Origin of the sequence: Plantactinospora sp. ZYX-F-223, from assembly GCF_039649625.1 — a bacterium.
GTDB lineage: Bacteria > Actinomycetota > Actinomycetes > Mycobacteriales > Micromonosporaceae > Plantactinospora.
Window position 1 is genome coordinate 1 of sequence record NZ_JBDJAV010000011.1, and the last position, 16,216, is coordinate 16,216.

The 16,216-nt window shown below is 67.4% G+C and carries 9 protein-coding genes; 2 read left to right on the top strand and 7 right to left on the bottom strand.

Translation table 11 applies throughout. The features are described from left to right. Nucleotides 1-249: 249 nt before the first annotated feature. Nucleotides 250-1,587: a carboxyl transferase domain-containing protein gene (locus AAH979_RS13230; RefSeq protein WP_346258523.1), complete on the top strand. Its 1,338-nt coding sequence runs from the start codon at nucleotides 250-252 to the stop codon at nucleotides 1,585-1,587. Nucleotides 1,588-1,875: 288 nt separating this feature from the next. Here AAH979_RS13230 and AAH979_RS13235 read toward each other — a convergent pair whose 3' ends face one another. Further along, nucleotides 1,876-3,387, bottom strand: a complete 1,512-nt coding sequence (locus AAH979_RS13235; RefSeq protein WP_346258364.1) for an NB-ARC domain-containing protein — start codon at nucleotides 3,385-3,387, stop codon at nucleotides 1,876-1,878. Between the two features lie 831 nt (nucleotides 3,388-4,218). On the opposite strand from AAH979_RS13235, the gene AAH979_RS13240 reads away from it, so the two are divergent. Beyond that, complete coding sequence (locus AAH979_RS13240) at nucleotides 4,219-6,894, top strand: NB-ARC domain-containing protein (protein WP_346258365.1); 2,676 nt, start codon at nucleotides 4,219-4,221, stop codon at nucleotides 6,892-6,894. A gap of 337 nt (nucleotides 6,895-7,231) precedes the next feature. On the opposite strand, the gene AAH979_RS13245 is transcribed toward AAH979_RS13240, so the two are convergent. The 6 genes from AAH979_RS13245 to AAH979_RS13270 all read right to left on the bottom strand — a co-directional run bounded on the left by AAH979_RS13245 (nucleotide 7,232) and on the right by AAH979_RS13270 (nucleotide 15,605). Further along, nucleotides 7,232-9,049 (bottom strand): ABC transporter ATP-binding protein, encoded by a 1,818-nt coding sequence (locus AAH979_RS13245; protein ID WP_346258366.1) that lies wholly within the window; start codon nucleotides 9,047-9,049, stop codon nucleotides 7,232-7,234. Continuing rightward, a complete protein-coding gene (locus AAH979_RS13250; RefSeq protein ID WP_346258367.1) occupies nucleotides 9,037-10,383 on the bottom strand; it encodes a prolyl oligopeptidase family serine peptidase in 1,347 nt (448 codons plus the stop codon). The genes AAH979_RS13245 and AAH979_RS13250 overlap by 13 nt, the downstream gene beginning before the upstream one ends. Nucleotides 10,384-10,492: 109 nt before the next feature. Further along, nucleotides 10,493-11,269, bottom strand: coding sequence for a hypothetical protein (locus AAH979_RS13255; RefSeq protein ID WP_346258368.1), 777 nt, complete (start codon nucleotides 11,267-11,269; stop codon nucleotides 10,493-10,495). Then, entirely contained in the window at nucleotides 11,259-11,471 is a 213-nt protein-coding gene (gene adfB / locus AAH979_RS13260) for an actinodefensin-associated protein B (RefSeq protein WP_346258369.1), read from the bottom strand. The genes AAH979_RS13255 and adfB overlap by 11 nt, the downstream gene beginning before the upstream one ends. Further along, nucleotides 11,468-12,925 carry a hypothetical protein gene (locus AAH979_RS13265; RefSeq protein WP_346258370.1) on the bottom strand — a complete coding sequence of 486 codons (1,458 nt, stop codon included), beginning with the start codon at nucleotides 12,923-12,925 and terminating at the stop codon, nucleotides 11,468-11,470. The genes adfB and AAH979_RS13265 overlap by 4 nt, the downstream gene beginning before the upstream one ends. Nucleotides 12,926-14,570: 1,645 nt before the next feature. Further along, nucleotides 14,571-15,605, bottom strand: a complete 1,035-nt coding sequence (locus tag AAH979_RS13270; protein ID WP_346258371.1) for a helix-turn-helix domain-containing protein — start codon at nucleotides 15,603-15,605, stop codon at nucleotides 14,571-14,573. Between the last annotated feature and the right edge of the window lie 611 nt (nucleotides 15,606-16,216).

Sequence of the window (16,216 nt, forward strand, 5' to 3'; positions counted from 1 at the left end):
TTCGGAACCCACCGCCGCAGGGCATACGGCGACTGTCCGGCACGCATCCGGACGGCGGAACAGCTTCCCGGCGCGGGATGCGACGTCAAGAATCAGCCGTGAACGTCGCCGCCGCCGGAGACTGCGGCGTCCATACCCACGGGAGGAAGGGTGACGATCGCCGTCGCCGGAACGCCCGCCACTACGGGCCAGGGCGGAGACCACCGTACGCCCGACGCCCGGCTCGCCCTTCTTCTCGACCACGGCAGCATCGTCGGGTTGCAGGAGCCGGACGACAGCCGGGTGCGTGCGGTACGGGGTCGAGTCCGCGGGCTGTCGGTCATCGCGTACTGCACCGACGGCAGCCGGATGGGTGGCGCGCTGGGTGCGGCCGGCGCGCAGCACATCATCGACGCGATCGACACCGCCGTACGGGAGGAGTGTCCCGTCGTCGGCATCTGGCACTCCGGCGGCGCCGCGCTCGCGGAGGGCGTGCAGTCCATGGACGGCGTGGGACGAATGTTCGCGGCCATGACCCGCGCCTCCGGCGTCGTTCCACAGATCTCCGTGGTGCTCGGCCCCGCGGCCGGGGCCGCCGCCTACGGCCCGGCGCTCACCGACATCGTCATCATGTCGAAGTCGGGGCGGATGTTCGTCACCGGCCCCGACGTGGTACGTCAGGTGACCGGCGAGCAGACAGACATGGACTCGCTCGGCGGCCCCGACACGCACGGCCCGAAGTCCGGGGTGGCGCACATCGTGGTCGACTCCGACGCCGAGGCCGTCGCCGAGGCCGCGCACCTCACCGAGCTGTTCGGTCGCCCCGGTCGGTTTCAACCGCAGACGGTACGCGACGGCGACAACCTGCGTGCCCTGCTGCCCGAGACATCCCGCCGCGCGTACGACGTGCGACCGCTGGTGCGGGCAATCCTCGATGACGTGCAGGGGCGGCCCGCGTTCACCGAACTACAGCCGAAATGGGCGGCGAACGTCGTGATCGGGCTCGGCCGGCTGGCCGACCGCACGGTCGGCGTCATCGCCAACAATCCGTTGCGCAAGGGCGGCTGCCTGGACTCGCTGAGCGCGGAGAAGGCAGCGCGTTTCGTCCGGATGTGCGACTCGCTCGGGGTGCCACTCGTAGTGATCGTCGACGTGCCCGGCTACCTGCCCGGCGTCGGCCAGGAACTGGGCGGGGTGATCCGGCGCGGAGCCAAGCTGCTGCACGTCTTCGCGAGCGCGGTGGTGCCACGGGTCACGCTGGTAACCCGCAAGTCGTACGGCGGTGCCTACATCGCGATGAACTCCCGCGCCCTGGGCGCCGACGCCGTCTTCGCCTGGCCGGAGTCCGAGGTGGCGGTGATGGGTGCGGAGGCGGCGGTCGACATCATCCATCGCAGGTCTCTCGCTGCGGCGGCCGAGGACGAGCGGGTGGATCTGCACACGCGTCTGGTCGCCGAACACCGGCTCGGTGCGGGCGGACTCGACCGGGCGTTGGCCCTGGGCGTCATCGACGAGGTCATCCACCCCGCGCAGACCCGCCGCCGGCTAGCCGAGGCGCTCGGCGCCGCGCCACCGGCCCGTGGCACGAAAGGCAACGTCCCACTGTGAATACGACTACCGGGCTGCCCGGCACGTCCCGAACACCGACAGCCATGCCGTGGGACGACAATCACCAGGATACTGAACCTTTTTCAACCTCCTCTTGCGGTCCGACGGACCGCAAGGCGCGGACGCGGTGCGTCAGCGCCGCGCGGTCCAGGTTGACAAAGGTTCACTGATCATCCGATACGGTCGTACGGCAACCAGTCATGCGGAAACCCGTCCGCCGGCCACCAGCCCGCGAACCCGATGGGACCCGGACCCACCCCGGCCCACCCCTCTTCGGTGCTGCTGTGTTCAGGGGTACGGCACCGCCGCCAACTGGTTGTTCACCTGGTTATTCGCCGCCGCGCACACCTGGGCGAACTCCTTGCTGCGCTCCTGCTCACGCGCGAACAACCGCACCAGATCGTGCAGATGGTACCGGTTGCCAGCGGGACCGGACGTCACGCTCAGCAGGTTGGCGTCGATCAACTCGTCCAGCAGGCGGTTGGTCTCGGCTATCGGGATGTCCAACACGAGGGCCGCCGACGCCGACGCGAAGGTCATCCTCTCCATCAGGCTGAGCAGGCACAGCGCGTGCCGGGCCGCCGGGGTGAGAGATTGGTAGCTGAGTCTGACGCTCGCGCGTATCGAAACGTCGTCGACCGTCAGTTCATCGAGTCGGTAACGCTCGTCGGACAGAGCTGCGGCCAAGTCGGAGAGGCGTCGGTGCGGCCCCGCGGCGAGGCGGGCGCCGGCGACCCAGACCGCCATGGGCAGACCGCCGCAGAACTTCACGATCTGCCGAGCGGCGTCGGGCTCAGCGTCCAACCGGCCGGCCCCGATCATCCCTTCGAGCAACTCCAGCGCCGCGGCGATGGACAGCTCGCCCACCGAGACCCGTACCCCGTCCAACCCGGCGAGGCTGGTACGGCTGGTCACCAGCGCCGCGCACCCCGCCCCGGTCGGCAGGAGGTCCCGGATCTCGGCGGCACAAGCGGCGTTGTCGAACACGACGAGGAGCCGCCGGTGCGCCACCAGCGCACGATAGATCTGCAACCGCTCGCCGAAGTCCTCGGGTACCGCTGACCGCGACACGCCGAGCGCCGCCAGGAAGATCGTCAACGCGACCGAGCGGTCCATGCCCGCGCCCTGCGTACCGCCCAAGTCGACGTAGAGCTGTCCGTCCGGAAATTCCGCACTGGCCAGACGGGCGACCCGCACCGCAAGGCTCGTTTTGCCGACGCCACCCCGCCCGACGATCAGGACGGTACGGGAGCCCGGTTCCGGCGCACGAAGGTGCCGCAGGACGTTGGTCGTTTCGGTGTCCCGTCCGACGAAGAGCGACGGGTCGCGTGGCAGCAGGCACGGCCCCTTGGCGGCTCGGGCCTCGGGCTCGCTTGGGTACTCCCGCTCGGTTCCCACCAGCCGGCGCCAACTCCGCAACCAGGCGGCGGCCGTCTTTTCGATCTCACGCAATGGACAATTCCGCACCACTAAACAGGCCCGGACGAACGACTCGACGAATTCTTTGCGCGGCAGCCGCGGCAGCCGTCTCCCGCTCAGTATGTCGGACACGGTGCTCGGGGCCAGCGCGTCGAGGACCCGCCCCTCAACTGGTTGCGGCGTACCGGCAGCCTGGAGCCTCCGAAGTGACGGTTGTCCGGCCCACTGGCGCAACAACCGCAGACATCTGACGTATTCGGCGGCCGTCGATGCGCCGATTGGGTCAGGAATTCCCTCACAGAGCGGAGCGGTTATGAGCTCCTCTCTTTGGTCATCCTGTCGATCGAACAAAATCGCGTGCTGCCTTGTCAGCAAATCCACCTCCCCGCTAATAGCACTGCACTCCGTGTAGCAATGGCAGGCCGGACAAAATGTGCCTGGTGTCCACAGACCCGTCCCGTCCTACCGCCGACACAGACGCCCACCGACACTCGCTCATAGTTGGTTCGTTGGGAAGTGGTCGCAGCGTTCGATCTCGTTCGAGTCTGTGCGGAACAGCCTGCTGGTGCCCGAGCACCTATCGTCCACTCACGCCGCCGCGGTACGGGCAGGCCACATCGACGAATCCGTGCGATCGGGCCCCGCCACGTTGGTGGGGTGCCGGCGGGCCGCAGCGCATCCAAAATGGACTCTCAGCGCCGAGGATGCTCGTACCTCCGCCCCCGGCTGGCCGCCCGCGAGCAAACGTGGCGCGCCGCGCCTCAGCCTCGTCGCGGTCGAGATGTCCACGATCTTTCATGGGTCACGAGGCAGCAGCCAGGCCGGCGTGGCCGCAAGGGTAACCGCGAGTGGGAGCCGGGTAACCGACGCGTTCGGCCGCTCGAATACGCGGCGAACACGTCGATGCCCTGCTCGATGAGTTGGCCTGCCTGCCGGGCACGGGTCACGGAAATGACGAACTCGGCGCGTCGGATTGGGCGCCCGATCACGACAGAAGCCCCCACCTCGCCCTTTCCAACGAGTGTGGCATCCAACTCACCGGCGCTACGGAACCGTACGTGCACCAGTGCTCACGCTCCGTCTTCCCGCACTCGACCACCCACCGACTCGTCAACGTGGCCCCACACGATAGGTGTATCTACGGTGTATTAGGAGTACGACAGCACTCAGGTAGAGTGTGACTGCGGTCAAGGTCGTTGCTGGAGGAACGGTGTGACCAGGGCAGTCGGGCATCCACCCCAGCCGGACGAGACGGATACCATCGAACGTTTCATCGCCGCTCTCCGACAATTGCGCCTGTGGTCGGGGCTCACCTATCGTCAGCTCGCTGAAAGGGCACGAAAAGGCGGCGATTCGCTACCCGCCAGTACCGTAGCCACCGCATTACACCGCACCACCCTGCCAAAACGGGATACCGTCGAGATGTTCGTACGGGCCTGTGGCCTGGACCAGGCGTCGGTAGCCGCCTGGGTCGCGGCGCGCGACGCGCTCGCGGTGGACGCCGAAGTGACCACCGTGGAGCCGGGTAGCCTCGCGCCGCCGGCGCCCAGGCCCGACCAACACGAGCAAGCAGAAGTCCGAGCAGCCGGCTGGACCTCGGCCGGCTACCGGGTACCACCGTGGGGCAGCAAGACTCTGGCGCCATGCACCCTGCCGCCCGACGTGCCGGACTTCAGCGGGCGTGCTGCAGAATCGCGCCTGCTGCTGCAGAACCTGAAGGACGGCAGAGGTGCGACACCTATCACGGTGATCGCGGGCATGGGCGGAGTGGGCAAGACAAGCCTCGCCGTTCACGTCGCGCATCTGGCCGCTGCCTCCTTCCCGGATGGTCAGCTCTACATAGACCTGCTCGGTGCCCAGGCGTCCCCGCTCGAGCCGCAGGAGGTACTGGCCCGGTTTCTGCGCCGCCTGGGGGTGCCGAGCCGGGCGATCCCCACCGAGGTCGCGGAGGCGTCCGAGCTGTTCCGTGCCCGCCTGGCGCATCACAGGGTGCTGCTCGTACTGGACAACGCGGTCTCGGAGGAACAGGTTCGCCCCTTGTTGCCTGGTACGGCGACGTGCGCGGTGCTGATCACGAGCCGGAACCGGCTGACCGGACTCGAGGGACCGCTACGGATCGACCTCGAGGTGCTTCCGGCTGCCGAGGCACTGCAACTGCTCAGCCGGGTCGCCGGCGAGCCACGGGTGCGCGCCGAACTCGTATCGGCCACCCGCATCGTCGAACTCTGCGGCGGGCTGCCCCTCGCGGTACAGATCGCCGGCGCGCGACTGGCCGCCAGGCCGCGGTGGCAGGTCGCCGACCTGGCACAGCGGCTCAGAGATCAGCACCGACGACTCGACCACCTGGTCGCCGGCGACCTGGGCGTCCGCGCCTCGCTCGCGTTGAGCTACCGAGGTTTGGATGAGGAGACGCGCCGGCTGTTCCGGCTGCTGGGCCTGGTCGGCGTGCCCGACTTCCCCACCTGGCTCGCAGCCGCCGCGCTGGACATATCGCTTGAGCACGCCGAGGAGCTGCTGGAGGCCCTGGTCGACGCACAACTGATCAAGTCCTGCGGCAGCGATCCGGCGGGGCAGCAACGCTACCGCTACCACGACCTGGTCCGGCTGTTCGCGATCGAAGAGAGCCGCGCGGCCGGTGACGACCCGGAGGCCGCCCTCGGCCGGGCACTCGGTGCGTGGCTTTGGGTGACGGAGAGGATGGCCAACGTCATACCCGGTCCGTGCTATGCGGCGATCAGCGGACCAGCGCCGCGCGTGGTGCTTGCTGGTCTCGAAGAACGCCTCACCCAGGTCGACCCCATCCTCTGGTTCGACGCCGAGTGCGCGGCCCTGCAGGCCGTCGTACGCCAGGCATGTGCCCTCGATCTCGACGACCTCGCGTTCGACCTCGCCGGCTGCATGGAGAAGTACTTCGACGTACGTGGGATGTACGGCGACTGGGTCACCGTCAACACCGAGGTCATGACGACATGCCGCCGCGCCGGTAACCGTCTCGGCGAGGCTGTCATGCTGCGAGGGCTGATCGACGTAACCACCTGGATCAGCGAGGGCCGCACGGACGAGGCCATGGCACGGCTGCACACCGAAGCGTACCGGCTGCTCGAGATGTTCACGGCGCTCGGACACGAGGCGGGGGCTTCCGACGCCGCCGTGATGTGCTCCTGGGCGTCGACCGCCGGCGGTGACCACGCCGCGGCGGTCGAGACGGCGACGACCGCGCTACGACTGGCCGAACACGCCAACCATCCCGGCGGTCAGATTCGGGCCCATCTGGCGCTGGCGGTTGCCCACTACGAGCAGGCGAACTATGAGGTCGCGGCCACGCACCTCCCGCTCGCGCTGAGCCAGGCACGGAAGCTGGGCAATCCGCGCTGCGAGGCGACTGTCCTCCAGTACGCGGGTATCGCACACCGCGAACTCGGGATGCTCGATTCGAGCGAAAAGCTGCTCACCGACTCGTGGACGATCTCCCGCCGTTACCAGGACACCTACACGGAGGTCCTGACCATGCTCGCGTTGGCCCGGCTACAGCTACAGCGCGGAGATTCCGAGGCACGGGCGACCGCGAAGACGTCACTGCGGCTCAGCCGTGAGTTCAGCATGGATCACCATCTGGCCGAGGCACTGGAGATCCTGGGCAAGATCGAAATGGCCGAGGGTCGCGCGTCACAGGCCATCCCGTATCTGGAGGAGTCCGTCGCGATATGGCGTACCCGTGGCTGGCGCTCCCTGCAGGCGGCTGCGCTGACGAGTCTGGGCCAGGCGTACACGGGGATCGACCGGTCCGAGGCGCGGCGCGCCTTCGACGAGGCCCGGACGATCTACCTGCGGCTGGGCAAGCAGACAGTGGCCGACGAGCTTCGGGTGCTGGTCGACGAGCTGGTGTGAACCGCCACTGTCCATCTCGATGGGTCGGCGGCTCGGGCGGCGGGTCTGCGACCGGTTGCCGCGTCGTTAGGCACGTATGCGGCCTCATCGCCCAAAGGTGATGGACTTCAGCAGGTTTACCCTCACCGCCTTGTAGTGATCTGAAGCTACTCGACACCGCACATGACCAGTGAACCTCTTTCAACCTGAACTGCGCGGCGCTCACACACCGCGTCGGACCTCGCCCTCCGACGGACCGCAAGGGGAGGTTGAAAAAGGTTCAGTCAAGGCCGTCCCGCTGTCCACGGAACGATCAACCCGCCGCTCAGCACAACGATTTCGAGGACAAAGAACAAGCTCAGGCTGGCGTGGCGTCGAGATACCCTGCCGCCTGTGTGAGAAAGAGGTCGGCATAGCGGCCCTGGGTACGCATGAGTTGGGTGTGCGTACCGTGCTCGATTACCCGGCCAGAATCGAGCACGTAGATGCGGTCGGCGCTGCGGACGCTGGAAAAGCGGTGAGAGATGAGTAGGACGGTGCGGCCAGCGAAGAGATGACGGATGCGGGCAAATAGGTCGGCTTCGGCCTGGGGATCCAGGGCGGCGGTGGGCTCGTCGAGGATGATGAAGGGGGCATCGCGGTAGAAGGCGCGGGCGATGGCGAGTTTCTGCCACTGCCCCCCGGAGAGGTCGGTGCCATCGGTGAATTCGCGACCGAGGACGGTGTGGTAGCCGTCAGGGAGGCTCTCCAAAAGGGTGGCGACGCCGGCGGATTCGGCGGCGTGTCTGATGCGGCTGTGGTGGGGTTGGTCGTCGACGCGACCGAAAGCGATGTTGTCGTGGGCGGTGAGCTTGTAGCGGACGAAGTCCTGGAACACCACGGCGCAGCCGTGGCGCAGTTGGTGCAGGTCGGTGGCGGGGCTGCCGTCGCGGACCAGTGTTCCGCCAGTGGGCGCGTACAGGCCGGCGAGAAGCTTCGCAAGGGTAGTCTTCCCGGAGCCGTTGGCTCCGACGAGGGCGATGATTTCGCCTTGGTGGAGTGAGATATCGATACCGTAGAGCGTGGGGCGGTCGGCCCCGGGGTACGTGAAGGTCAGGTCGCGCGCACGCAGCGTCCTGAATGGGCGTACGGGTTCGGTGAGTCCGGGTGGTGGCTCGACGGCTGCGGCCGCGAAGTTGTGTAGGTCCTTGAGGAAATAGAGGGACTGGCCCACGTCGTTGAGCATCTGACTGGCCATTCCCATGCGGCTCGACAGCAACCAGAGTCCAGCCATGCCTGTGGAGGCGGCGGCCGGGGACACCATGCCGGCGTTTATCAACGCCCAGACGGAGACGATGACACCGACGATCAGGGCGCCGGACAGGAGTTTGGCGCCGATTTCGCGTCCCGCATGAGTGCGGAAGAGGCGGGCCATGCCGTTCAACTCTTGGACGTATTCGCTGTCCCAGCGGGTGTGAAGGGTGGCGCCGAGGTCCAGGGCCCGGATCTCCTTGGCCTCGTCCCGGCCGATGAGCAGTTGCTCCAAGTACTGGCGGCGGCGGTGGTTCTCGGCCAGGGAGTGGTGCATTGTGTACACGGCGTTGCGTCGGTCCTTGGCGGCCTTGAACAGTGGCCACGCGCTGAGGGTCGCCAGCGGGAGCAGCCACCAGGCGATGGTGATGAACACGGCCGCAATGGCCAGCACGGTCAGCACCGTCTGCAGTATCGCGACCAGCATCATGACCAGCATGGCTGGCTTGTGCCGCGAGGCGTGTACCGCGCGCTGTAACCGGTCGTGGAAATCCGGGTCTTCGAATTCCCACAGCTCGGTGTGGGCGGCGGTACGTAACACCAGTGAGATGACGTGCCGGTCCACCCGATCGGTGAGGAGCTGTTGCCGCATCCCACTGAGCGTCTGCAAGATGCCACCCGCCGCGCCGAGGGCGACCAGCACCATTATCCCGGACACCAGCCTCCACTGGTCGACTCCGGCACGGCCCCCGCCGACGAGGGCCATCACGTCGTTCACCATGCCCCGCAACAGCAGCAACGCGCCGGCCAGGCCGACCGCAGTGGTCAGTTGAAGCCCCACCACGGTGAGGACACCGCGCCGGTCCGCCGCCCAGGACATGCGTACGGCCTGTACCGCCGCCGCGCACATGTCGCGGACGGTGAGCCTGGGCGTCACCTGGTCCACCGCTCGATCCAGTTGCGGTGCTCGGTGCTGAGGAACGCGGTGTGTTCGGCGTAGTAGAACGTGTGGCCTGCGCCGGGGAGGAGGAGTAGGCGGGCAGTGCCGCCGTTGGCGACGATGGCTTTGTAGAGCTCGACGGATTGTTCGGGGGCGGTGGCGGGGTTGGTGTCGTTGGTGCCGTGGGCTAACAACACCGGCCGATCGAGCTTGTCGGCGAACTCCAGGGCACTGAAGGCCCGGTAGATGTCCGGGGCCTGCCACAAGTGGCGTTTTTCGTGTTGCCAGCCGGTCGGGGTGAGGGTGCGGTTGTAGCAGCCGCTGTGCACGATCGCTGCACGCAGCTCGGGGACATGGGCGAGGGCATAGAGAGCGAGGGTGGCACTGAAGCTGTGCCCGCCCACCAGCATCGGGCCGTCCACGATGGCCATCGCGGCGCGCACCGTCTCGACTATCTGCGGGTGCAGAGATTCCACTGTGGCGTCGGCCGGCCAGTGCAGCGGCAGGTCCAGGTGCGCGACCGCGTGTCCGGTATCCAGCAGCGGGGGCTCCGTTACCCGGTCTCCAGGGCGGGCGTTGCGCAGCCACAAGACTGTTGCTGGCTTTCCCGGGTGCTGCGTGAGCCTGGCCTGGTGGTACCCGGTCTCGATACTGATCCCCGTTGGGTGGGTTGGTTCGGGGGCCGGTGTCGCCTCCCACGGCGCCGGCTCGTGCGGAGCCTCCGGGACCGGACGAGGCGGGCCGGAACCATCCACCGATACGGTCAGGCTGGACCAGGACAGGCCGTCCTCGGAGGCGGGGTCATCCTCGGCGTACTCCAGATAGAGCTCGCCGTCCAGGTCGGCCAGACGCCGGACCACCAGCGGGTGGGTCAGTCCGATCGCCTGGCCGGTAGCCGGATCCAGCGCCGCGGGCTGGGCAGCGATGAGAGCGGCGAGTTCGGGTAGGGAAGGCAGGAACTTGACGTACATCGGACCCGTCGCCTCCAGCGCCACCGGATTCCCGTGTGCCGGCGGGGTTTTTGCCGGCGGGGGCGACGGGAGGAGCAGGACGAGGCGGTCGTCCACCCAGACTTGAGGGGGCCATGCGTGGGAGGTCGCGGCCCGCACCTGGTCGAACACCGTGACGGTCTGGGTGGCGTAGTCGGCCACCCACGGATGGGCACGCCGGTCCCGCACCACCAGTCCTGCGACGAGGGGCCGTTCGGGGTGCCAGGCCAGTTGTGCGGGCAGCACGTCGGTGAGCGGCAGGATCCAACCCGGCGACGTGTGGTGTGCGTGGATCTCGATGACCGTCGGCCATGCCCGGTCTACTGCGAGCCCGGCCAGGTCCGGGTCCACCCGCAGTTCACGCCAGTACGTGGCGGCGGGATTCGCCTGCGAGATCGAGGATTGGGCCGGGGCGGTCAGCCGCGCCCACGCGCCGTTCGGTGAGCTGTCCCTCCAACTGTTAAGCATGTGCAGTGACCACGATCGAGTTGATCAAGGCCTTGACCGGGCCGATTCCGGAGACCGGTCCGCCGACGGGTTTGCCGGCGGCATCGAGGCCCTGCGCGCAGGGCACACCCATCTCCGCCATCGCTCCGGGTGCTGCACCATCGGGTCTGAGCACGGTTTCGGCGACCGCGTCGCGGCGGGCCGGCTCCATACCCGCCACAAGCTTCTTCAGTGCCCGGCAGGATGGGCAGGACTCGGAGGTGTAGAGCTGTACGCTGTACACCGCATCGGTGCGTTCCACGATCTGCTTTTCCTTTGCTGCTTCGATCGCGCGGGCACGGTGGTCCACCGCGAAGACGACACCCGTGATCAAGGCGGTTGCTGCTACCGCGAACCCGACGCGCAACGCCGTCTGGTCGCCGGGGCCTATGAGTAGAGCGATGACTGCCAGCAGCGCGCCGGCGGCGTTCATGAGGACGTGGGTGCGACCTACCGAGGCCAGCCGCGCCAGCCCGAAGCAGGCGCACTTCTGGCCGCGCAGCGCTTGGGCTACGCCGGTCAGCGCCAGGTACGCCACCAGGCCACCCACCGCGGCAAGGCGGCCAGGCACCACGATGAGCAGCACCGCGCCGACTAGCTCGGCGGCGGCGATCAGCCGTGGGCCATGCGGCGCCGCCAGGGGCCCACTGCGGATCGGCCAGGACAACTTCTCGGTCGGCGCCGCCAGCTTCGCCACACCGGAGGCGACGAGGGGCCCAGCCAGGACCGCCACCAGCAGATCAGCCAGCATCGCTCAGCATCACCCAACCGGCCGCGATCAGAGCCTGGGCCAACTGCCCTTCCGGTACGCCGCCAGCCAGCAGTTCATTGATTGCCTCTGTCTGCGGCTCATCGCACTCGGCGATCGCCAGATTCACGCCGTTCACTAGGACCGCTCCGCCGTACGGCAATCGGGTCAGGGTTACCTGGGGCGCCAGTTTCACCGTGCTCATGCTTGACCTCGCATCCAGTGGTCGGTCCACACCAACCGCAGCAGGGCCAGGGCGTTCTCGCTCATCTGCCGAGGGTCGCGCAGTGCCGCGGCGACCTGCTCGGCGTCGACCAGACCTGCCTTCGCCAGGGGGGAATCAGCGACATACGCGGCCAGCTTGTCCCGCTGCGCATACAGGTGTTCCGCAGCGGCCAGGCGCAGCCAGTAACCGGACGCCGCCCGCCGTACGCCGGTGACGCCGTGCGCCTCGATCGCCTGCCACAGCGGCAGGTTGTTCCGAAACACGCCCTGCTCGATCCGGCCAATGTCGTCGGCCGAAAGGGCGGCCACCGCAGCGAGGACCTGCGGGTCGAGGGCTGGCAGCACCGCGCCGGCTCCCCCGCGCTCGGCCAGAGCGGCGTCGGCCTTGCCCAACACCGGCGGGAGGGACTTGATGTGTTCTTCCCACAGCGGAAGGCGCAACTGTCGCGCGATGTCGCATTCCTCCCGGCCTGCTTCGGTCAGACCAGGCATGAAGTTCGTTCCCGCCAGCACCGGCGGCGGCTGGGCACCGGGCTGCTGCTCTGGTGTGCCCTCCACGCTGGCCATGGGCGTATACACGGTCTGTTCCTGCAGGAGCTTGCGCGCCTCGGCCAATGTGCGCAGGGTGCCGGCCACGTGGAACGGCTCGCATTCGAGGAGCTTCTCGTCGCTGATTTCGGCTTCGGGCAACCGGATCGAGACCAGGTCCTCCAGCAGTGCCCCGGTTGCCAGCGGCAGCTCCACCGCCGCGGACAACTTCGCCAGGAGGCGGCGGCGCACCTCCACCTCCGGCGTCGGGGGTCGTGGTGCCTCGGTGGCAATCAGGTGATGGTCCAGCAACTCTGAGACATCCATCGGTACCCGTCGCAGCTCCAGGCCGGGTATCTCGGGCACCGGCAAGTGCGCGAAGGCCGCGCCCAGATCCGCGTGCACCAGTAGCGGCCGCTTGCCCGCCTGGTACGCCGCCACCGCCAGGAACGCCGAGGAAAGTCCACCGCTGTAGGCGATCCCGAACGCACCATCCGGTAGCGCGGCACCGACCACGTCGATCAGTTTCCTCTCGGGGGCAGGCAATCGTGGTGCCTGCCGCTCTACCCGCACCCCAGCGGCGTCCACCCGCACCACCGTGCCGAGCGTCAGTCGTTGAACCCCAGGCACACCCAGCGCGTCATCCGGCGCCGGTACGTTGCCGTGCACCAGGGCGAGCAGATCCCACGCCTCCGGAGCGGGAACCGCCGCGCCACCGGCAAAAGCCGCCAGATCCTCGCCCCACTCCAACCCCGAAGGATCGATCCGGTAATACATCGGCAGCGTCGACGGCAGCTCTAGCGCCAATTCAAACGAATCCTTCGAATTGGCGATTCGCAGCCCGGGAACCATCGTCCCCGGACCACTCGACCGGACGCCACGCTTGGTTATTTCAACTCGATTCATGCCCGATATACCTCTAGATACGTCTCCTTGACAGGAAGGGATGTACTCACCACTTCGCCGTCACACTCCACCCATGCGTAGAATCCTGCCGGTGGCATCGCAGGCACCGCTTCCCGGCCTAGGTGGAACGAAGCCGGGAAACCCAACCCGCGCAGCCCTGCCGTCACATACAGCGCGTCCTCCACAGGTCCCAAGAACCCAACACTGGTACGCTGCTCGACCCGCAACGAGGCCACCACGTCGCCGACCCGCCGCGCCGGGCGATCCGGTGTCACCTGGGGCCACGATTCGATTCTGTACGCCCCCACGCCATCCCGTACCGACTCCAGAAACTCACGCGCTTCCATCGCCGCCATCCTCACCATTACGGAAACCCCTTCCCTTGCACTCATATCCAATTCTGGAGTCGCAGCGTGGGCAGTCAAATCCTTCCAGGCGGGGCAGCATCAGTGTGCAATCCATCTCGACCGCACCAGGTCGGGCCGCTCAACGAGCGGCCCGACCCAGCTTCGAAATTGAGCGATCGGCGCCGCAACCCCATCGGGGTTAGCGTCAACAACCAAGACAGAAATGTCTCAGCCGACGCGGCAGTGACCGTCCGCATCCGCCCAGCGGCAGTACAGGCCAGGGCAGCACGTATACGTGAATAGACACATACGGCCATACGGCTGACATTCTTGAGCCACAGTGGACTGGGCCGCGAACATGTGCTGCTGGAGGCTATTACTAGCCAGCCTGTCAACGACAGAAGTCGTGATCATAGTTTCACCTCCCCCCGTTGTGTAAATCAAGTCGCCGAAGCGAATCTTCAGCGATTACAACATGATGATCGAGCCCGAGTCGAGGACCAACAGGGCCGTCGATTCGACTAGCATCGAATCGACGAGGTCAACTGGCCTACGCGTTTTCATCGGCCTGGGACATGGATCGGCGGGTAAGGTCGTTGCCGAGGGGGCGACGCCGGTACAGCACGCGCCTGCCGTCACACCCGCGTTGCGTTGCTCCACCCGCAACGAGGCCACAGCGCCGTCGACCCGCCGCGCCGGGCGACCCGGTATCACCTGCAGTACCGACCCCAGAGACTCACACGCTTCCATCGCCGCCGTCCTCCCCATTACTGGAACTCCTTCGCTTGGGCTCATATCCAGTTCTGGAGTCGCAGCGTGGGCAGTCAAATCCTTCCAGGCGGGCAGCGTCAGTGTGCAATCCATCTCGATCGCACCAGGTCGGGCCGCTCAACGAGCGGCCCGACCCAGCTCTGGAATTGAGCGATCTGCACCGCAACCCCACCGGGGCTAGCGTCGACAACCAAGACAGAAATGTCTCAGCCGACGCGGCAGTGACCGTCCGCCCCGTCCGGGCCATACCAGCGGCAGTACAGGCCATCGCAGCACGCGAACGTGAAGAGACACGTAGCGCCTTCCCTTCCACATTCCTGAGCCACAGTGGACTGGGCCGCAAACATGTGCTGCTGGAGGCTATTACCAGCCAGCCTGTCAACGACAGAAGTCGTGATCATAATTTCACCTCCCTCCGTTGTGTAAATCAAGTCGCCGAAGCGAATCTTCAGCGATTACAACATGATGATCGAGCCCGGTCGAGGACCAACTGAGCCGTCGATTCGACTAGCATCGAATCGACGAGGCTAACTGGCCTGCACGTTTTCATCGGCCTGGGGCATGGATCGGCGGGTGAGGGCGTTGCCGAGGGGGCTACGCCGGTACAGCACGCGCTTGCCGTCACGCCCGCGATCGAGAAGCCCCGCCTTGTGCAGGATGCCCAGGTGATGGGAGACGGTGCCGGCCGACAGGTGGTGGCGCCGGGCGAGATCGGCGGTGGTGTGAACGATGTCAAGGTCGGCCAGCAGCGCGGCACGGGTCGCGCCAAGAAGCTCCGTGAGGTCCCGCGATACCTGCCTAAGCGGCTGCCGTCCCGACGCGGCGGTGGCTCTTCCGGCGGCGGGGAAGTAGATGGCCACGGTGTCGTCGGGACGGCTGGTCATGAGAATCCGGTCGCTCATGAAGGCCGAGCCGACACACCACAGCCCCGAGCCGGCGGTCAGCCGGGCGCGTGGCGGGATGTCGATGAGGAGAGTGTCGCCGCTCCAGGCGAGGTGCCGACTCATGTCAGCGATGGCCGCCTGCACCCCGCCGGCGGCGAGCAGTCGCGCCCGGTGATCGAACTCCAGTTCCAGGTCGGCCCGCAGCCCGTCCCAATACGGGGCCAAGGCCGCCTTCCAGTAGGTTCTCAGCTCATCCGCCAAAGTGGCCAGGTAGGCGTCCTCACCGCGCGCGTCCAGCAGGCGAGTGGCCAGCGGCAGAGCGGGGTCGACCAGCCCCATTCGCTTCGCACCCGTGATGGCGCCGGTCAACTCCTCCCGGATCGACCCTGTCGGTGTGGTCACCAGTGCATGTAGCTCCTCGTCGAGTGAGGACGAGCCGCCAGCCGCCACCGGCAGGAGGAAGTCCGGCAGGTACCCGCCCAGCCCGACGATTTCGCGCAACAGGCGCGGCCTGCCCGGCGTCAGCCGGCCACGCACATCGCTCCACCATCGCCGGATCCACGGCGTCTGGTCGCCTCCGGTGGCCGCCCACAACGACAGGGTGGCCTCGCTCAGCATCGACCAGCCGAAGCGGACATGCCTGAGCCCTTCGGCGGGAATCTCAAGCGCCTGCACCACGCCGGCCCTCCCCGCCGCGCAGCCGGTGGGAGCCGCGGGGCACCGGTCCATCCAGGCCCCGGCAGGAGAGGGCGCGACCAGCCCGGCCCGGATCACGTCCGCCACCGCAGGGGGCGGGCGGCGACGAACCGTCCGGATCTATGCCTGGCATCCCGTCGAACATCCGTTTCGGCATGGCTGCGGGTATTTCCGTTCTCCATCGGACAGGCGGAAGAAACATGTGCAACCTCCATGGCACACCCGTCGGCCGGACATCCATGCGACCGGGAAAGGCGTCATAAACGGTCCTCGTCGGTCCCGGCGGACACAAGATCGAACGCCGTCCGGGACACTTCCGAACGACTCCGAACGCCCCTGCGTTCAACCTTCGAGGCCCTCTTGGTCAGGATGGTGTGAGACACCTCGCGTGAACGCGGGATGCTGACCTGGGACGGGATCGGAGATCCTCGTGTACGTCGCCGAGTAAAAGGGCGCCCCGAACGGCGAGAAGGGGGCAATCCTGCACCGGGAGGGCGCCTATTCGTCGCATGTCATCGAGTGGGCGAGGGCGCGTGGCGTGGGCTTGCTGGGCGGCGGTGCGACAGACACCAGCCGCCCGGCCCGGCGGTCGA